The sequence below is a fragment of the Flavobacterium sp. N2270 genome, from assembly GCF_025947225.1.
Lineage (GTDB): Bacteria > Bacteroidota > Bacteroidia > Flavobacteriales > Flavobacteriaceae > Flavobacterium.
Genome location: NZ_CP110005.1, coordinates 1,082,701 through 1,100,373, shown reverse-complemented (window position 1 = coordinate 1,100,373; position 17,673 = coordinate 1,082,701). Strand labels below are relative to the sequence as shown.

At 29.4% G+C, this 17,673-nt stretch carries 20 protein-coding genes; 6 read left to right on the top strand and 14 right to left on the bottom strand.

Features of this window, described 5'->3' with window-relative positions; translation table 11 throughout:
- The first annotated feature begins 12 nt into the window (after positions 1–12).
- Together OLM55_RS05055 and murI are read left to right on the top strand one after the other, a co-directional pair.
- A complete protein-coding gene (locus OLM55_RS05055; RefSeq protein WP_264560327.1) occupies positions 13–516 on the top strand; it encodes an OmpH family outer membrane protein in 504 nt (167 codons plus the stop codon).
- Positions 517–589: 73 nt separating this feature from the next.
- Positions 590–1,369, top strand: coding sequence for a glutamate racemase (gene murI / locus OLM55_RS05050; protein ID WP_264560326.1), 780 nt, complete (start codon positions 590–592; stop codon positions 1,367–1,369).
- Positions 1,370–1,373: 4 nt separating this feature from the next.
- Here murI and OLM55_RS05045 read toward each other — a convergent pair whose 3' ends face one another.
- Both OLM55_RS05045 and OLM55_RS05040 read right to left on the bottom strand, forming a co-directional pair.
- Positions 1,374–1,892: a gamma carbonic anhydrase family protein gene (locus OLM55_RS05045; RefSeq protein ID WP_264560325.1), complete on the bottom strand. Its 519-nt coding sequence runs from the start codon at positions 1,890–1,892 to the stop codon at positions 1,374–1,376.
- Positions 1,893–1,964: 72 nt separating this feature from the next.
- On the bottom strand, positions 1,965–2,963 hold the full coding sequence (locus OLM55_RS05040; protein WP_264560324.1) for a type IX secretion system membrane protein PorP/SprF: 999 nt from the start codon (positions 2,961–2,963) through the stop codon (positions 1,965–1,967).
- Positions 2,964–3,164: 201 nt separating this feature from the next.
- Here OLM55_RS05040 and OLM55_RS05035 point away from each other — a divergent pair, with 201 nt between their 5' ends.
- Positions 3,165–4,064 carry a NifU family protein gene (locus OLM55_RS05035; RefSeq protein WP_264560323.1) on the top strand — a complete coding sequence of 300 codons (900 nt, stop codon included), beginning with the start codon at positions 3,165–3,167 and terminating at the stop codon, positions 4,062–4,064.
- Positions 4,065–4,129: 65 nt separating this feature from the next.
- Here OLM55_RS05035 and OLM55_RS05030 read toward each other — a convergent pair whose 3' ends face one another.
- Positions 4,130–6,376: an inorganic phosphate transporter gene (locus OLM55_RS05030; protein WP_264560322.1), complete on the bottom strand. Its 2,247-nt coding sequence runs from the start codon at positions 6,374–6,376 to the stop codon at positions 4,130–4,132.
- A 150-nt stretch (positions 6,377–6,526) separates the two neighbouring features.
- Between OLM55_RS05030 and OLM55_RS05025 the strand changes: the two genes are divergently transcribed.
- Both OLM55_RS05025 and OLM55_RS05020 read left to right on the top strand, forming a co-directional pair.
- Positions 6,527–6,727 (top strand): dodecin family protein, encoded by a 201-nt coding sequence (locus tag OLM55_RS05025; protein WP_264560321.1) that lies wholly within the window; start codon positions 6,527–6,529, stop codon positions 6,725–6,727.
- Positions 6,728–6,832: 105 nt separating this feature from the next.
- Entirely contained in the window at positions 6,833–7,651 is an 819-nt protein-coding gene (locus OLM55_RS05020; protein ID WP_264560320.1) for a mechanosensitive ion channel family protein, read from the top strand.
- A gap of 2 nt (positions 7,652–7,653) precedes the next feature.
- On the opposite strand, the gene tsaB is transcribed toward OLM55_RS05020, so the two are convergent.
- The 3 genes from tsaB to OLM55_RS05005 form a co-directional block, all read right to left on the bottom strand.
- Positions 7,654–8,313 (bottom strand): tRNA (adenosine(37)-N6)-threonylcarbamoyltransferase complex dimerization subunit type 1 TsaB, encoded by a 660-nt coding sequence (tsaB, locus tag OLM55_RS05015; protein ID WP_264560319.1) that lies wholly within the window; start codon positions 8,311–8,313, stop codon positions 7,654–7,656.
- A gap of 105 nt (positions 8,314–8,418) precedes the next feature.
- A complete protein-coding gene (locus OLM55_RS05010; RefSeq protein ID WP_264560318.1) occupies positions 8,419–9,720 on the bottom strand; it encodes an efflux RND transporter periplasmic adaptor subunit in 1,302 nt (433 codons plus the stop codon).
- A 3-nt stretch (positions 9,721–9,723) separates the two neighbouring features.
- On the bottom strand, positions 9,724–11,046 hold the full coding sequence (locus OLM55_RS05005; RefSeq protein ID WP_264560317.1) for a TolC family protein: 1,323 nt from the start codon (positions 11,044–11,046) through the stop codon (positions 9,724–9,726).
- Positions 11,047–11,149: 103 nt separating this feature from the next.
- On the opposite strand from OLM55_RS05005, the gene OLM55_RS05000 reads away from it, so the two are divergent.
- Positions 11,150–12,541 carry a DUF4403 family protein gene (locus OLM55_RS05000; protein ID WP_264560316.1) on the top strand — a complete coding sequence of 464 codons (1,392 nt, stop codon included), beginning with the start codon at positions 11,150–11,152 and terminating at the stop codon, positions 12,539–12,541.
- A gap of 2 nt (positions 12,542–12,543) precedes the next feature.
- On the opposite strand, the gene OLM55_RS04995 is transcribed toward OLM55_RS05000, so the two are convergent.
- From OLM55_RS04995 to cyoE, 8 genes are all read right to left on the bottom strand, one after another.
- Positions 12,544–12,816 (bottom strand): hypothetical protein, encoded by a 273-nt coding sequence (locus OLM55_RS04995; protein ID WP_264560315.1) that lies wholly within the window; start codon positions 12,814–12,816, stop codon positions 12,544–12,546.
- On the bottom strand, positions 12,806–13,348 hold the full coding sequence (locus OLM55_RS04990; RefSeq protein WP_264560314.1) for a DUF420 domain-containing protein: 543 nt from the start codon (positions 13,346–13,348) through the stop codon (positions 12,806–12,808). The genes OLM55_RS04995 and OLM55_RS04990 overlap by 11 nt, the downstream gene beginning before the upstream one ends.
- A 1-nt stretch (position 13,349) precedes the next feature.
- On the bottom strand, positions 13,350–13,979 hold the full coding sequence (locus OLM55_RS04985; RefSeq protein ID WP_264560313.1) for an SCO family protein: 630 nt from the start codon (positions 13,977–13,979) through the stop codon (positions 13,350–13,352).
- Position 13,980: 1 nt separating this feature from the next.
- A complete protein-coding gene (locus tag OLM55_RS04980) occupies positions 13,981–14,688 on the bottom strand; it encodes a hypothetical protein (RefSeq protein WP_264560312.1) in 708 nt (235 codons plus the stop codon).
- Between the two features lie 73 nt (positions 14,689–14,761).
- The gene (locus OLM55_RS04975; protein ID WP_264560311.1) at positions 14,762–15,112 is read right to left on the bottom strand and encodes a cytochrome C oxidase subunit IV family protein; all 351 of its coding nucleotides are present in this window, start codon (positions 15,110–15,112) and stop codon (positions 14,762–14,764) included.
- A 19-nt stretch (positions 15,113–15,131) separates the two neighbouring features.
- The gene (locus OLM55_RS04970) at positions 15,132–16,103 is read right to left on the bottom strand and encodes a cytochrome c oxidase subunit 3 (protein ID WP_264560310.1); all 972 of its coding nucleotides are present in this window, start codon (positions 16,101–16,103) and stop codon (positions 15,132–15,134) included.
- Between the two features lie 44 nt (positions 16,104–16,147).
- The gene (locus tag OLM55_RS04965) at positions 16,148–16,735 is read right to left on the bottom strand and encodes a heme-copper oxidase subunit III (protein WP_264560309.1); all 588 of its coding nucleotides are present in this window, start codon (positions 16,733–16,735) and stop codon (positions 16,148–16,150) included.
- Between the two features lies 1 nt (position 16,736).
- Positions 16,737–17,630 carry a heme o synthase gene (gene cyoE, locus OLM55_RS04960; RefSeq protein WP_264560596.1) on the bottom strand — a complete coding sequence of 298 codons (894 nt, stop codon included), beginning with the start codon at positions 17,628–17,630 and terminating at the stop codon, positions 16,737–16,739.
- Positions 17,631–17,673 lie beyond the last annotated feature (43 nt).

Genomic DNA, 17,673 nt, shown 5'->3' with positions numbered 1-17,673 from the left:
AATAAATCAAGAATGAAACAATTAAAAACATTAGCAATCGCATTAGTAATGTTTGTTGGAACTCAAGTTTCTGCACAAACTAAAATGGCACATATTGACGTAAAAGCCTTAATGACATCGATGCCAGAAATGAAAACGGCTCAAACTCAAATCCAAAAAGTTCAAGAAACTTATGATAAAGAGTACAAAACAATGGTACAAGAATACCAAACAAAATTGCAAAAATATGAGCAAGAAGCTCCTACTGTTGGAGAAGCAGTAAATGAAACTCGTTCAAAAGAAATGCAAGATATGGGGCAACGCATACAAGACTTTCAACAAAGTGCAACTAAACAATTACAACAAAAAGAATTAGACTTATTAAAGCCAATCATGGAGAAAGCTCAAGCAGCAATTGCAAAAATTGCAGCTGCTAAAGGCTATGATTATGTTTTAGATGCTACAGAAGGAAGTGGCTTACTTGTTGCTAAAGGTCCAAACCTATTAGCTGATGTTAAAAAAGAATTAGGATTCTAATTTACTTTGTAATTTTAAAATATAACTGCTCAAACTTTAAATAGATTGAGCAGTTTTTTTTTACATTTGTTATATGAGTAATAAAAATCCTATAGGTTTATTTGATTCCGGAATTGGAGGAACATCAATTTGGAAAGAGATTCATTCGCTTCTACCTTTTGAAAATACTATTTACTTAGCAGATAGTAAAAATGCCCCTTATGGTGTAAAGTCGAAAGAAGAAATAATTGAATTATCAATTAAAAATACAGAATTTTTATTAAACAAAAACTGCAAATTAATTGTTGTTGCCTGTAATACTGCAACTACAAATGCAATTAAAGAATTAAGAAACAAATACACTGTTCCATTTATTGGAATTGAACCTGCAATAAAACCTGCTGCAAATAAAACAAGTACACATACTATTGGAATATTAGCAACCAAAGGAACACTAAACAGCGAGTTATTTCATAAAAATGTTGAAAACTTCTCAGGTGTAAAAATAATTGAACAAATAGGCCATGGATTGGTACAACTAATAGAAAACGGAGACATTAACTCTGATGAAATGACTCTTCTACTAGAGAGTTATATTAAACCAATGTTAGAACAGAATATTGACCATTTAGTTTTGGGCTGTAGTCATTACCCTTATTTAATTCCTCAAATAAAAAAGATAATCCCTCCATATGTAAAAATTATTGATTCTGGAGAAGCTGTTGCAAAACAAACAGAATATATCTTAAATAAATATAATTTAAACAATAACTCCACAGAAAAAAGCTACCAACACTTTTACACTAATAGCGATTCTAAAGTTTTAAAAGGCATTTTAAACAATAATTATTCTGTTTTTGAAAAAGACTTCTAAGTATTTATTCCCCTTCTTTAAACCAACTCGAATACATTACATAGTTATTTGAAATTCTCTCAATCTCTCCTGCAAAATTACTTTGATCAATATCTTTTACTTTTTTAGCTGGAATCCCTGCATAAATAGCTCCAGACTCAACAACCGTATTTTGAGTTACTACTGAACCAGCTCCAATAATAGAATTACTATTAATTACACAATTATCCATTACAATAGCTCCCATACCAATTAAAACATTATCATGAATTTGACAACCATGAACAATTGCATTATGACCAATTGAAACATTATTACCAATAACCGTAGGATGTTTTTGATAAGTACAATGAATTACTGCACCATCTTGAATGTTTACTTTATTACCAATTTTAATAAAATTAACATCACCTCTTATAACAGCATTAAACCAAACACTGCAGCTTTCGCCAAAAGTAACTTCTCCAACGATAGTAGCATTTTCAGCAACATAGCAATCTACTGGTATTTTTGGAGATTTACCATTAACTTCTTTAATTACCATATTTTAACTTTTAAAAAAAATGTCCTGAATCTAGAATTCAGGACAAGTATAAATTTATATAATTACATTTTATTAATTTACAGCAGGACAGTTACAATCCCACTCAGCAGCTCTACAAAATATATCAAACCCAAGAGTAATTTGATGAAAACCACCATTATCAAATTTAACATCACCTAATAAGTGAGAGTAAGTATATGAGAACATGAATTTTTTATAATTAATACCTAAGATTGGAGTTATATATTGCAACTTTTGGTCTTCAACAGTTGAACCATTAAGATATTTAGCTCCATCAAAGCTTCTTCTATAAGAAAGACCAGCCCAAAGTCTACCAAAATCAAGATTTTTATATACTTTTAAGTTTAAGTCAATTGCTTTTTCAGTAGTTTCTTCTGTAAATTGAAACATCAAAGATGGTTCAAACATCAATCTATCACTATCACCAAAAACAGCTCCAGCACTCCAAAGATATTTTCTTAAATTATCAGATTCAACCTCGCTTGTATACAACTCTCTTCTATTTGCCAAAAAATTCTTTACAGTTACATGAGTAAAGAAATCCATATAGTGATATGAAGCACCAATATCAACATTAAAATAAGAATCTTTTTGAATTATTCCTGGAACAATTACTGGATCAAAACCAGTAAAATCAGTACCATCAATATTACTTTGAACAAAAGCAGCACTTAAACCAAAAGACAATTGATTTAAATCAGAAGTTCCTCTTGAAAACCTTAAATGGTGAGCATAAGTTAGCTTTGCTCCTTTTTGAGAATGATAACCATTTTTATCATTGAAAAGTATCATTCCAATTCCTGAAACCCCATCCTCATCTAAAGATGTATTAAAACTTAAAGTTTGTAAAGCAGGAGCATCATCTTGACCTAGCCATTGCTGACGCCCAGTTAAACGAATTTTTCCGCAATTAGCCGCACCCGCCATCGAAGGGTGAATTAAGTAGTAATTATCTGACAAATAATCTGAATATACAGCAACTCCTTCTTGTGAAAAAGTTATTTGCGACAATGTAAAAGCAAAAATTAAAAAAATCTTTTTTAAATTCATTTTCAATAATTTAATGTAAACAACTGTTAATCAGTCGAAAAATAAAACCCTCCTTATTCGCAAATATACGAACTTGCCAAAGATATAAATTTTAATTTAAGTTTTATAACTTATTTTCACCTAAAGCGACTATGAAAAGTTAAAAAAACACAAATGAAAATTATAGACAAAATATGTTTATTACCTTTGTAAAAAAAGATAATGCACAAGATTACAATAAAAGAAACTAGCAATCCGCTAATTATTAAGTTTGAATTAGAAGAATTCATAGTTAAGAATCAAAGTTTTGAGTTTAAAAACATAGATGAAACAAAAAACTCCCCTTTGGCTCAGCAGTTATTCTATTTACCGTTTGTTAAAACAGTCTATATATCAGGGAACTTTATAGCTATAGAACGTTTTTCTATTGTAGAATGGAAGGACGTACAAGAAGAAGTTGCTGAGCAAATTGAAAATTTCATAAGTTCTGGAGGAGTTATTATTAAAATTGAAGAGAACTCTACTAAAAAAATACCAGTATCCATTTACGCCGAAAACACACCAAACCCTGCTGTTTTAAAATTTGTTAGTAATAAATTATTAACAAAAACAATGGTAGAATGTAAAAACATTGATGACACCGTCGCTTCTCCATTAGCAAAAGAATTATTTAAGTTTCCATTTGTAAAAGAAATTTTTATTGATGAAAATTACATTTCGATTACAAAATTTGAAATTGCAAATTGGGACGATGTTACTTTAGAAGTTAGAACTTTCATTAAAGAATTTATTGAAAATGGCAATATTGTTGTAGATGAATCATTGATTGTTAAAACTGAGAATCACAAAAAGCAACAAGAAGATTATTTTGACAAATTAGACGTTACTTCTCAGCAAATAATCAATATACTTGAGGAATACATTAAACCAGCCGTTCAAAGTGACGGAGGAAATATTATGTTTGATTCATTTGATCCAGAAGAAAAAAGAGTAAAAGTAATTTTACAAGGTGCATGTAGCGGATGCCCATCTTCTACATTTACTTTAAAAAACGGAATTGAAAACATGTTAAAAGACATGCTTAAAGACCCTGAAATAAAAGTTGAAGCAATAAACGCTTAAATATTTTTTTATAATGAATAAAAAAGGGATCCGATTTGGTTCCCTTTTTTTCATTTATATTACAACTACTTCACCTTATTAGCAGCATATTGATTAAACTCTTTAAACAACTCTAGCAAACTCATTGTTGCCTTAATTAAATCGTTAGTCTCTAAAAGTAAAGCAAAATACAATTTACTATTTTTAGGACTATTTTCAGTTGTTCTAATTCTTGTTATTTGTTTTTGAATTAAATCAGAAATTTTATCCAAGGTAACATCTTTCTCTGCTAAAATTGTATCTATATTTTTAAAATCTTTAGTATTAAAAACAACAACGATGTTATTAAATAACTCTAAAACATTTAATTCAATACTTTTTAAATCTCTTGTTTGATTAAACTTTAGTTGTTTATGATTATTATTTACATGCGAATATCCGTTCTGAGCAATAAAACTCATCGATTGTGAAATGTCTTGTAAATAACCTAAAATTAAAATATAAAACTTACTTCCCTCAACTGAAGTTTCATCAAGATTTTTAATAAAATAATAAACGTTATTCTTAAGATCATCTACTTGTTTTTCAAGCTTCTTAATCGCTTTTTTATTTTCTTTTAAGATTAATAAGTCCTGTAAACTTAAACCACTAATTACTCCGCTATAAATCTTGTTTGATTTATTAATTAAACTTGCAATTTGATCAGAACTTTCATGAATAACTTCATTAATTGTTACAATGTCTTCTTTGTTCAATAAAGTTTCCTCTTCTTTTTCTTTCGTCTTTTTAATATGATTTCTTGAACTTCTATACATTAAAATTGCCACTGTAATCATTAATGCAAAAAATGCAAATACACCACCAAACTGTAAAAATAAGGTCACAATCCCAGCTGTTAAAAAAGCAGCTAGAGCTGTTACAAACCAACCTCCAATTACATTAATTACTCCCGCAACTCTAAATACTGCACTCTCTCTATCCCAAGCTCTATCAGCAAATGAAGTACCCATTGCAACCATAAAAGTAACATATGTTGTAGAAAGTGGTAATTTCATTGAAGTTCCTATTGCTATAAGAATACTTGCTACCATTAAATTAACAGAAGCACGAACCATATCAAATGCTGCTTGATCAGATTTTTTTGATTTTAATTCAGGTTTTTCAAATCTTTTATCAATTTTAATTTGAATAGTTTGTGGTAAAACATAATTAATCATTTGACCTACATACATAACTCCCCTAACAACAACTCTTGATAAATTATTGGCATCAAACTTTTCCGTTCCTTCACTTTGTCTAGACAAATCTACACCTGTTGCGATAACGTCTTTTGCTTTTTTTGAAGTCCAAATAGTATAAACCATAATAGCTCCACCAAAAAGTAATAGCCAAAAATTAGCTTTTAATTCTGAAGAAGCCAAAGCTCCCATTAACATAGAAGAATCACTACCGTTTGCCACATAAATTTCATATGACTGCAATGCAGCAATTGGTACACCTATAAAATTTACTAAATCATTACCTGCAAAAGCTAATGCAAGTGCAAAAGTTCCTATTACAATGATTATTCTAAATATGTTAACTTTTAATGAAATTAAAACCTGTGAAAGAATAGTCCAAAAAATAAAACTTACACCAATAATCAACAATTGATGTGCACCCATATATGCTTTTACATCAGAAGACAATAAAGTTGAACTTTTAAGTCCTTTAAAAAGAATAAAAAAGGAAATTGCAGTTATACCAATACCTCCAAAAATAGCCCCAAAATACTTTACTTTTTTCTCATATTCAAAAGAGAATAATATCCTTGAAATATACTGAACAAATGCTCCAATTGAAAAAGAAAGCAATACAGACAATAGAATACTTGTGACAATCTCAGTTGCTTTCTTTTGATTGATATATTGCAAAATACTACCTGTAGCAGAAGAATCTACCAAAAGCTTATAAGCTCCTAAACACATAGCTCCTCCTAACAAAGAGAAAACTATAGACACTGTTGTTGAAGTAGGAAGACCTAAAGAATTAAACAAGTCTAGTAATAGTACGTCAGTAACCATTACTGCAAGAAAAATAATCATTACATCATTAAAAGTAAACATTGAAGGTGTAAAAATTCCACTACGCGCAATTTCCATCATTCCACTTGAAAAAAGTGCTCCCAATGCAATACCAATACTTGCAACAACCATTAAGGTTTTAAAAGAAACAGCTTTAGATCCTATTCCAGAGTTTAAGAAATTCACAGCATCGTTTGCAACTCCAACCATTAAGTCAATTGATGCTAAAATTGCAAGAGCAACAAGCATTATCACATAAATTTGTTCCATCTAATTGTATATAATTATTTTTATGCAAAATTCCTCTAACTTATTATATCTAATGTTAAGCTAACGTTATTTATTTAAAAAAAAGAAGTTGCAAAAATCTTTATTAATTTGTATATTTAAAACAATATAAATCATTAAAAAACAAATATAATGGCAATTTTAAAAGTTATTGAGGTATTATCAAGTTCAGAAAAAAGCTGGGAAGACGCAACTAAAAAGGCAGTTAAACATGCATCTAAATCATTAAAAAACATTCGTTCAGTATATGTTCAAGATCAAAGCGCGTCTATTAAAGACAATGAAGTAGCAGAGTTTAGGGTAAATCTAAAAATTACATTTGAAATAGAATAATATCAAAACACATAAACACACGAAACATTCTATTTATAGGATGTTTTGTTTTATATAAATGTTTGAAAAATTACCTTTGCACAATAAAATATAAAAAAAACAAAAATGACAGAGAAAGAAGTTGAAAACTACATCGATTTATTAAAAAAAGTAGTACTAGAGTATTCACCAAAAATTATAGTTGCATTAGCAATCTTGTTTATAGGATTATGGATTACAAGCATCTTAACTAAATTAGTAAAAAAGGTATTAAAGAAAAGGGAGGTTGAGGAAACCTTAGCAAACTTTGTAGGAAATCTTATTTTTTGGACATTAAGAATACTTGTTTTTATTACGTTCATTTCAAAATTAGGAGTAGAAACATCTTCTTTTGTTGCAATATTAGGAGCAGCAGGTTTAGCCGTTGGTTTGGCATTACAAGGTTCATTATCAAATTTTGCAGGCGGAATTTTAATAATCCTATTCAAACCTTTTAAAGTTGAAGACGTTATTGAAACACAAGGAGTTATTGGGCTTGTTAAAGAAATTCAAATTTTTAATACGCGTTTACTTACTGCAGATAATAAAACCATTTATATTCCTAACGGAATTTTATCTAATGGAGTTGTAACCAATTATACGCAAGAAGGAATCAGAAGAGTTGACTTAGTAATTGGTGTTGATTACAATTCTGACTTACAATTGGTAAAAAATACCATTAAAGAAGTTTTGAGCAGAAATAATCATGTTTTAAAAGAGCCTGAAGCTAGTACTTTTGTATTAGAATTAGCCGACAGCAGTATTAATATGGCAATTCGTCCATGGGCAAAAGTGGAAGATTATTTTAAAGTTCATGCCGAAATATTGGAAGAATGTAAAATTGCTTTTGACAAAGCCAATATCGAAATCCCATATCCACACCAAGTGGAAATTCATAAAAAATAAATTTACTTATTTAAAACAAAATCTTTTAAATAGTAAGGTTCAAAGTAAGCGACATTCTCAAAGTCGCTTTTTTTGTACTTTTCAAACGCCAAAAAGCTCATTTCATTTGCCGATGGATAAACAACATCTTCATAAAATCTAAATTTATCATCTGTTAGAATTGCTTTAAACTTTTGAGCTCCATCACCAATTAAATGAATTGTAGCATTAATATCCGAAAATGAATTTTCATCAATAACTAAAGCTTTAACTTCTTTAATCATTTCAAAGTTAGAATTAAAAAAAGCAGCATAAACCTCCATTCTTCTCGCATCAATCATCGGAATAATTATACCTTCTTCAATTTTTATTTGTTTTGCCAACGATGTCAAAGTATCAATAGAAATTAAAGGTATATTTAAAGCATAGCACAACCCTTTTGCAGAAGAAACGCCAATTCTTAAACCTGTATAAGAACCTGGACCTTTGCTTATTGCAATTGCCGATAAATCTTTATAAGTAATATTATTTTCTTTTAAAATTTCTTCAATAAAAACATGTAACCTTTCTGCATGAGAAAAATTTTGATCTGCAACTTCTTTTAAAGCAACAGTTTTCCCTTCATTTGACAATGCAACTGAACAGTTTTTTGTTGCCGTTTCAATACTTAATATAAAACTCATTCTATAAATAATTATAATGCAAAAATACAAAGTTTAGATTTAGTATTTCAATAAAAAAGAGGCGTAAAAAACACGCCTCTTTCTTATATTAATTACAAGAAAAATTTATTCTTTCTTGGCCGATTTATCTTCGAGCTTAATTTTATCATTAGAATTTAAATCTTTTGAAACCATAGTATAAGGTCCGGTTATAATTTCGTCTCCTTTTTTCAATCCAGAAATAATTTCAATATTGGTATCGTCTTGAATACCTGTTTTCACTACTCTAATTTGAGCTTTATCTCCATTTTTAACAAAAACACACTCAAATTTTTGATCAGATTTATAAGTTCCGTTTTTCTCTTGAGCTTCTTTATCTAATTCGGCGATAATATCTTTTTTAACAGATGTAGTATCGTCTTTAATTACAACAGCACTTATTGGCGCACCAATAACTTTAGTTTTTCTATTGGTAATAATATCTACAGTTGCAGTCATTCCTGGTCTAAATGGAGAATAGGTATCTGGTTTTCCTTCGATTAAATCCATGTAAGAATCTTTTAAAATTCTAACTTTAACTTTAAAATTAGTAACCTGATCAGCCGTTAATGTAGAACTTGCTGAGTTAGAGATACTAGTTACAATTCCTTTAAATTCTTTTTTCAAATATGCATCTACTTCAATATTTGCAGAATCTCCAACTGTTACTTTAACAATATCGTTTTCATTTACATCTACTTCAACTTCCATGTGGTTTAAATTAGCCACTCGAAGAATTTCAGTTCCTGCCATTTGCTGAGTTCCTAAAACTCTTTCACCTAGCTCTACCGAAAGTAACGAAATAGTTCCATCTGCAGGAGCATAAATAGTTGTACGTCCTAAATTATCTTTCGCTTCTGTTAAAGTTGCCGAAGCACTTTGAACATTATAATAAGCCGATTGCTTTGAGGCTACAGCTACTTCATAAGCTGAGACAATTCTATCCCATTCTGACTTAGAAATAACACCTTTATTAAATAATGCTTTGTTTCTGTCGTAATTAGCTTTTGCTTCTTTTACTTGTGCTTCCGCTTGACTTAAACCTGCTTTTGTATTAGATACCGATGCAGCAGTTCTATTTACACCTGAAACATAAATATCTGGATTTATTTTAACTAATAAATCTCCTTTTTTAACTTGTTGTCCTTCTTTAATAGGTAAATCTATAATTTCACCTGAAACTTCAGAAGATATTTTAATTTCAACCTCAGGTTGTATTTTACCTGTAGCCGAAACCGTTTCTACAATTGTCATTTCATTGACTTTTGCAATTTCTACAATTTTAACATCTTCATTATTCCCAATCACTCCTGTGTTTTTTAAAACTAGTAACACAGCTATAAAAGCAACTACTGATCCAACTGTAATGAATATTGACTTCTTTGTCATAATTTATTGTTTTTCAATTAATGGTATTCCGAAATAAAATTCTAATATTTTTGTTCTAAAAATGTAATCATATTTTGCACGCAATAATTCTGATTGCGCATTATCTAAAGCGATAGATGATTGAGAAAAATCAAATGAATTTAACAACCCTACTTCATATCTTTCTTTAGAAAAACTAAAAGCCTGACTACGTGCCTCTAAAGTTTTTTGTGCAGCTTCATAACTTTTTTTAGCATTAATTACATCGTTATAAGCCTGATAAACTTTCGTTTCTAAGTCTAATTCTGCTTGTTGTAAAAGGTAATTTGAACGCTCTTCGTTAATTTTTGCTCTTTGAACTCTTCCTCTTGTTGCAAAGCCATTAAGAATAGGTACATTTAATTGTAAACCAACAGCAGTACCGTCAAATAATGACAATTGATCGGCAAAATTAAAAGGTGTACTTTCTGACCAACGAGTATTATAACCTACAAATCCAGAAAGTGTTGGTAAATAAGAAGATCTAGAAATAGAAACATCCTTTTTAGCAATGTCAACATTTGAAATCGCAATTTTTATATCATTTACAGATTCTTTAGCTTTTGCCAAAATAGTTTGTTGAGTTTCATTGCTTAGGTCGTTTAAAGGCAAATCAATAACTTCGTCAGAAACATCAAAAGTTGAATAATCATTAATTAAGAGCATTTGACACAAACCAATTTTGGAAATTAAAAGTGTGTTTTCTGTATTAATAATTTGCTGTTGCTGAGTTGCATCTGTTGCTTGAAGTTCATAAATATCTCCAGCCGGAAGTGAACCAGCATCAATTAATTGTTGAGTTCTAATCAAATTTTCTTTAGTAATTGAATTTTGACTTATTAAAACTTTTAATTGTTCCTTGTTAAATAAAATTTGTAAGTATGAATTAGCAACAGAAAGAGCAATATCATCTTTCATCTTATCTAACCGATAAGTATTTGCTATTTTATTTAATTTAGTTCGTTGTAAAGTTTTCCAATTAGCTAAACCATTAAATATAGTAACTCCTGAATTAGCTGCTGCTGAAAAAGATTTAAAAGTTTGATTTTGAAACTGATTTGTTACAGGGTTTATACTTGCTCCGGTATTTACACTATAAGTAGCATTCGCACTTAAAGTAGGTAAAAAACGACCAATAGCTTCCATTTTTTCAACATCTGAAGTCTTTAAATCTAGTTCAGATTGCTTAATGGAAATATTATTTTCAATAGCATAATCCACACATTCTTCAAGTGTCCATTTTTTTTCTTGAGCTGATAGCTGAAAACCTACCATTAAGAGAAAAAATATTGTTTTTTTTATGTTCATTATATCTTTTTTATAAATGAATTCAATTATAAGACCAAAAAGTGTCCATTTTGTTACAGGAAACAATTAAAATTTTAATTTTACAATCAAATATTTTTCATCCATGAAAACAATAACTCACTTTTTACTTATTTTTCTGTTATTAAGTTTCTTTATTTCTTGCAGTACAACAAAAAAAATTGAAGCACTTAAACCTACACCTACAGAAAGCTCTTCAATGGTTTATAAAAACAAAACTTCCTTTATTGCAATGCCAATTGAAATCACTATGCAAGACATTCAAAAACAATTGAACAAAAATTTAAAAGGGTTAATATATGAAGATGATAGCTTTGAAAGTGATAACACTAAAATGAAAATTTGGAAAACGGATGATATTCAATTAGAAGAAAAATACGGATTTATATATTCTAAAATTCCTTTAAAAATAGTAGCTACAGTAAAATATGGAACTGATTTTCTTGGCTTAAACGACACAAAAGACATTTATTTAAACGGAGTTATAACTTTAAAAAGTAAAACTCATTTAACAAATTGGAAACTAACCACTAATTCTACCATTGAAAAATTAGAATGGAGTGAAAGTCCAAGTATTATCGTTTCCGGAAAGGAAATTCCAATTACATATTTAATTAATCCTACAATTTCAATCTTTAAAACAAAAATAGCTAATGAAATTGATAGTGCAATAGATGCAACCTGTGATTTTAAACCAATTGTTCTTGATGCACTTAATGTTTTAAGTAAACCATTTTTAGCAAATAATACTTATGAAACTTGGTTCAAACTACAACCAATAGAGTTATATGATACTGCAGCCATTTTAAAAGATAATAAAATTACTATGCAAATGGGGTTAAAATGCATTATGCAAACTATGGTAGGCCAAGAACCAAAAAACAATTTCATTAAAGAAAACATTATTTTAAAACCTGTTTCAAGTATGCCAGACAAGGTAAATGCATCAATTGCGGCAGTTTCTACTTATAAAAATGCTTCAGAAGTAATTACTAAAAATTTTAAAGGTGTTACTTTCTCCTCGGGCAGTAGGAATGTTACTGTTGAGAAGGTAGAAATTTGGCAAAAAGAAAGCAAGCTAATCATTGCATTAGATTTGCTAGGTTCAATAAATGGAACTATTTATTTATCTGGATATCCAAATTATAATTCTGTTACGAAAGAAATATATTTTGATGATTTAGATTATGTTTTAAATACAAAAAGCGTTTTATTAAAGTCTGCAAATTGGTTAGCTCAAGGAACAATTTTAAACAAAATAAGAGAAAGTTGCAGGTATTCAATCCAAGAAAACCTTGAGGAAGCTAAACAAAACATGCTGCCTTATTTAAACAATTACTCTCCTAATAAAGGAATATTTGTAAATGGATCTTTAAACGATTTTGAATTCGAAAAAATAGAATTATCAAATAATGCTATAATAGCATTTATTTCAACATCAGGAAAAATGAAAATAACGATTGATGGGATGGAATAGTTTTATTCTTCCTTAACGTCTTTTTTTACGCTTCTTATTTTATAAATTGCATAAGCCGCTACCGCAACTAATATGTATGGAATTACCATTAAGTAAACAATTCCGTCATTAATCGCTTTAGCTTGAACACCGCCTTCTTCACTTTCAAGAGCAGCTCTACACATAGCGCATTGTGCATTTGAGACAATAGGTAAAAGAAAAAATGCAATTGTAACTACAAACAATACTATTCTACTTTTAACTTTTGAGTTTTGAGTTTTGAGTTTAATTAACATAATAAGGAGAAATCATTAAATAAACTATTACACCTGTAATTGCCACGTACAACCAAATAGGAAATGTAATTTTTGCAATTTTTTTATGTTTATCAAATCGTTGCGCTAATGCCTTAACGTAAGTAATTAAAACTAATGGGATAATTACAATTGAAAGCACAATATGAGTAATTAAAATAAAAAAGTAAGCATATTTGATAGCTCCTTCTCCACCAAATTTAGTAGAATCTGAAGTCATGTGATAAGCAACATACATTACCAAGAAAGCTACAGAACATGCTATCGCAAATTTCATTAACCTTTCATGTAGTGTTCTTTTACCATTTTTAATAGCCACAACTGCAGCAACTAAAAATACTGCTGTAAAACCATTAATTGTAGCATAAATAGGCGGCAAGAAAGATAATGGCTCAACATCAAAACCTAATTTTCTTAAATTAATACCAAATAAAATTGCAACCGCAACAGGTATTACAATTGACAAAGCAATTATAATTTTATTATATTTTGTTTCTATATTATTTTGTCCCATTTTACTCTTCTAATAATAGTTTAATATCTTCTTTTATTGCATCAACACCTGTTTGTTCGATTCCATCATAATATAAAATAGGATTTCCAAACTCGTCTTTTCTACATCTAATATTTCCGTTTCTATCTATCAAAGCAAAAAAACCAGAATGTTCAAAACCACCTTTAGCCTTATTATTTACAGAAGCATAAAGATTAAAGCCCTTGTTAGCAATTTCGTAAATATAATCTTTATCTCCAGTTAAGAAATGCCAATTTTTACTTGTAACTCCTAAATGAGCCGCATGATCTTTTAATACCTCAACCGTATCATTATCAGGGTTTATTGTAATTGATACAATTCCAAAATCATCATTAGAAATAAACTGTTTCTCAATAGCAAGCATATTTTGATTCATTTTTGGACAAATTGTAGGACAAGTTGAGAAGAAAAACTCAACCACATAGACTTTGCCTTTTAAATCTTTATCAGAAATTGTTTTATTTTCTTGATTTGTCAACGAAAAACTAGGAGCCGAACCAATTTCAATTAATTCAGATTTAGTAAAATATCGTGCTTTAATTTCTTTTACTGTCCAAATTCCAAAAATCAAAACAATAAACGAAATACCTATGTAAGATTTATTTTTCATACTATTTCTCTTTTACTTTTTCTTCAACATTTTTAGTTATATTATCTCTAAAATCGTCTTTTCTTTTATTCTTTTTTAAAGCTAACCGATATTCTCTCAAAACTATCTTCATATCATCAGTCATCTCATTATGAAGTTCAGCAGCAGAAATAGTGTTATAACTATCTTTATATTCTTCTTCTCCTTTTAAGTCTTTTCCTTTTCTTCCTCTATGGTTAATTTCTTTATCTAAAATTAACACCGAAGGAGTACTTAACTTTTCATCAAGACCACCAATTAATTTATACGAATCAAAATAAGGTTTAATTTCATCTTCAGGAGCAAAAACAAACTTCCATCCACTCATGTCTTCAGTAATAGGCTTCAATTCCTCAATAACAGACCTAACTGCCGACTCCTGACCTTGAGAAACTACCATAACTAATTGTAAGTCTTTAAATCCAAAATATTTTTTATAAATTTTCTGATTCAGATTAAATAAATTTCCCTTACTTAACTCTACATTACTTCCTAAAAAACCTAATACAGTAATTTTATTTTTTAGTTGAATTTTTTCAGAACTATTTAATGTTTTCCAATTTGAAGGCAATTCTTTGTTTGCTTTTGATAAAAAAGGTAAAAATAAAGAGTTATGCTTTGCAGATGCAAATATTAGATAGGTGACGATAGGTAATATAAACAACCCAATTAAAACAATTTTCTTTTTCATTGATATCTTATAAGATTTTACAAAAATAAAAAAATCCCGCGAGATGCGGGATTTTGTGTATCAAAATATCTTGTTAAAAATTCCATTTAATTTGACCTGTTTTATATACTTCATATACATAATCACCTTCGACTAATAATATAAAACATATATACAAAATCAAAAACACCAAAGGAGCTACAATAGACCATCTTAATCCTTTTGTTTCACCTTCTAAATGCATAAATGCCCAAACTATATAATAAGCTTTAACAATTGTAAGAATAATAAATATCCAATTCAATAAACTAGTTGAAAGAAAATGAGCTCTAAACAATGCGTCTGGCTTAACAATACCTAACGCTACTTCAACAGTAGTAATTACAGATAAAATTGCAAAAACTACCCAAATTCTTTTTGTATTCGATTCGTGTGCGTGTGCCATGATTATTATTTTTTTATAATTATACTAAGTAGAAGAATGTGAAAACAAATACCCAAACTAAATCTACAAAGTGCCAATACAACCCAACTTTCTCAACCATCTCATAACTCTTTCTTTTCTCATAAGTACCTAAAATTACATTGAAGAAAATAATGATGTTTAATATAACTCCAGTGAAAACGTGAAAACCGTGAAATCCAGTAATAAAGAAGAAGAAATCAGCAAATAATTTATGCCCATATTCATTTCTAATCAAATTAGCTCCTTCTACAACATATACAGCTGATGCTAATCTTTCCAAAGATTCTTCTCTTGAAAGAACAACTTTTTCTTTATCTACAATTTGTTCAGACCTAACTAAAACATTTGGATGTGCTTTAAAACCCTCAACCACTTCATTAACAGAATATGAAGGTAATGCAGACTCTCCTGTAAACCAAAAACCTTTATCTCTAGTAAGTTGAACTCTGTCTTCAGGCATAACTTTTGCAAACTCATGTAAAGCAACACGTTTTCCGTCTTTATCTACAAATTGCAAAATTGACCCTCCTTTAGTTTCTATTGCACCATACTCTCCTTTGATAAAGTTTTTCCATTCCCAAGCCTGTGAACCTAAGAATATAAAACCACCAATAATAGTTAAGAACATGTAAAATGCAACCTTTCCTTTTTTCATTTGATGCCCAGCATCAACTGCAAGAACCATCGTTACAGATGAAAAAATTAAGATAAACGTCATTAATGCAACATAATACATAGGTGCAGGAACACCATGTAAAAAAGGAAAGTGAGTAAACACTTCGTCCGCTATTGGCCAGTTTTCAATAAATTTAAATCTTGAAAAACCATACGCTGCAAGAAATCCTGAAAATGTTAAAGCATCTGATACGATAAAAAACCACATCATCATTTTACCATAAGTAGCACCTAAAGGTCCTGGACCGCCGTCTAATAAAGCGTGTTCATCATGTGAAGTAACTGTCGCTCCCATATATTTTTTATTGTTAAAAAGTTCCCAAATTTATTACTTTTTTTCTATTTGAAAAAATAGAAAAATAAAAACAAATAAACCCAAATAAAATCCATAAAGTGCCAATACATCGCACTTAGCTCAATACCAAGGGTTTGAGAGGGATTGTATTTTTGTTTATAATGATTATAAATTACGATAAATAACGAAATAAAGCCTCCAATTAAATGTACCAAATGCACAAGCACTACAATATATAAAAAAGAAGTCGTTACATTACTTTCACTCCCTGTAAAAAAATAACCACTTTCAACTGCTTGTTGAAAGCCTTTGAATTGCAAATAAACAAATAAAAATCCTAATAATAGTGTTGTCCAAAAAAACATTGTAGCTTGAGCTCTATTATTTGACTTTATTGCCTTATACGCAAGGTAAAAAGCAACACTACTAGTAAGCATAACTAATGTAGAGTAAATAAATGCGGATGGCATTTGAAAATCATTCATCCAGTCAGGTCTAGAAGTACTTACAACGAATGCGCTTGTAAGGCCTGCAAAAATCATCAAAATACTTATCATCCCAAATAACAACAATAACTTATACGATTTACCTTTTCGTAATTGATGTTCTTCAATAGTCATTTTCGTTTCCATATTATCTTAAAAATTTATCTAAAACAAATATTATTTGAATTAATGAAATATATGTTACACTCACAATCATAAGCTTTCTTGCGGCCTTAGCATCCATTTCTTGATATAACTTAACAGCAGAATAAAGCATCCATATACCTAGTAAAAAAATAATTACAGCAGACGCTTTAGTTAAATACAACCTTCCTGTAATACCAAAAACAGGAATTAATGACGCTAAAATCATCCAAATTGTATACAATATGGTTTGCAAGGCAGTTTTTTTATCTCTTTCGCCAGTAGGCAACATAAAGAAACCTGCTTTTTTATAATCGTCATATAAAAACCAACCAATTGCCCAAAAATGAGGGAATTGCCAAAAGAATTGAATCATAAATAACGCACCAGCTTCAATACCAAAATGTCCTGTGGCCGCAACCCAACCTAACATATACGGAATTGCACCAGGAAAAGCCCCAACAAAAACAGATAATGGTGTTACTGTTTTTAATGGAGTATATAAACTGACGTACATAAATATTGAGATAGCTGCAAACATAGCTGTTTTAGGATTTATACAATACAGTATAACCAATCCAACTGCAGTTAATATACTTCCTAATAATAATGCTTGATTTTTTGTGATTTCTCCGGCTGGTAATGGACGGTTTTTAGTTCTATCCATTAGCGCATCTAAATCAACTTCAATTATTTGATTGAAAACATTTGAAGCACCTACCATACAATATCCACCAATTACCAACAATAAAACTGTTAGCCAGCTCGAATTTTCCCAAGATTCAATACCTAATAAATAACCTGCAATTGTAGAAAAAACAACACTAATAGCTAGTCTAGCTTTAGTAATTGCAACAAAATTAGCAAATATTGATTTTTTAGTAATTGTATTCAAAATTCCTGAAAAGCTTTAATTTTTATTGGTGGCAAAGATACAAATA

Excerpts from the sequence above, each read along its gene's own strand:
- OLM55_RS04970 (WP_264560310.1), bottom strand. The coding sequence starts at position 16,103 with ATGGGAGCGACAGTTACTTCACATGATGAACACGCTTTATTAGACGGC.
- OLM55_RS04995 (WP_264560315.1), bottom strand. The coding sequence starts at position 12,816 with ATGTTAATTAAACTCAAAACTCAAAACTCAAAAGTTAAAAGTAGAATA.
- OLM55_RS05040 (WP_264560324.1), bottom strand. The coding sequence starts at position 2,963 with ATGAATTTAAAAAAGATTTTTTTAATTTTTGCTTTTACATTGTCGCAA.
- OLM55_RS05030 (WP_264560322.1), bottom strand. The coding sequence starts at position 6,376 with ATGGAACAAATTTATGTGATAATGCTTGTTGCTCTTGCAATTTTAGCA.
- OLM55_RS04985 (WP_264560313.1), bottom strand. The coding sequence starts at position 13,979 with ATGAAAAATAAATCTTACATAGGTATTTCGTTTATTGTTTTGATTTTT.
- OLM55_RS05010 (WP_264560318.1), bottom strand. The coding sequence starts at position 9,720 with ATGACAAAGAAGTCAATATTCATTACAGTTGGATCAGTAGTTGCTTTT.
- OLM55_RS04980 (WP_264560312.1), bottom strand. The coding sequence starts at position 14,688 with ATGAAAAAGAAAATTGTTTTAATTGGGTTGTTTATATTACCTATCGTC.
- tsaB (WP_264560319.1), bottom strand. The coding sequence starts at position 8,313 with ATGAGTTTTATATTAAGTATTGAAACGGCAACAAAAAACTGTTCAGTT.
- OLM55_RS05005 (WP_264560317.1), bottom strand. The coding sequence starts at position 11,046 with ATGAACATAAAAAAAACAATATTTTTTCTCTTAATGGTAGGTTTTCAG.
- OLM55_RS04965 (WP_264560309.1), bottom strand. The coding sequence starts at position 16,735 with ATGGAAACGAAAATGACTATTGAAGAACATCAATTACGAAAAGGTAAA.
- OLM55_RS04975 (WP_264560311.1), bottom strand. The coding sequence starts at position 15,112 with ATGGCACACGCACACGAATCGAATACAAAAAGAATTTGGGTAGTTTTT.
- OLM55_RS05020 (WP_264560320.1), top strand. The coding sequence starts at position 6,833 with ATGACAGAGAAAGAAGTTGAAAACTACATCGATTTATTAAAAAAAGTA.
- OLM55_RS05000 (WP_264560316.1), top strand. The coding sequence starts at position 11,150 with ATGAAAACAATAACTCACTTTTTACTTATTTTTCTGTTATTAAGTTTC.
- OLM55_RS05025 (WP_264560321.1), top strand. The coding sequence starts at position 6,527 with ATGGCAATTTTAAAAGTTATTGAGGTATTATCAAGTTCAGAAAAAAGC.
- OLM55_RS05035 (WP_264560323.1), top strand. The coding sequence starts at position 3,165 with ATGCACAAGATTACAATAAAAGAAACTAGCAATCCGCTAATTATTAAG.
- murI (WP_264560326.1), top strand. The coding sequence starts at position 590 with ATGAGTAATAAAAATCCTATAGGTTTATTTGATTCCGGAATTGGAGGA.
- OLM55_RS05055 (WP_264560327.1), top strand. The coding sequence starts at position 13 with ATGAAACAATTAAAAACATTAGCAATCGCATTAGTAATGTTTGTTGGA.
- OLM55_RS05045 (WP_264560325.1), bottom strand. The coding sequence starts at position 1,892 with ATGGTAATTAAAGAAGTTAATGGTAAATCTCCAAAAATACCAGTAGAT.
- OLM55_RS04990 (WP_264560314.1), bottom strand. The coding sequence starts at position 13,348 with ATGGGACAAAATAATATAGAAACAAAATATAATAAAATTATAATTGCT.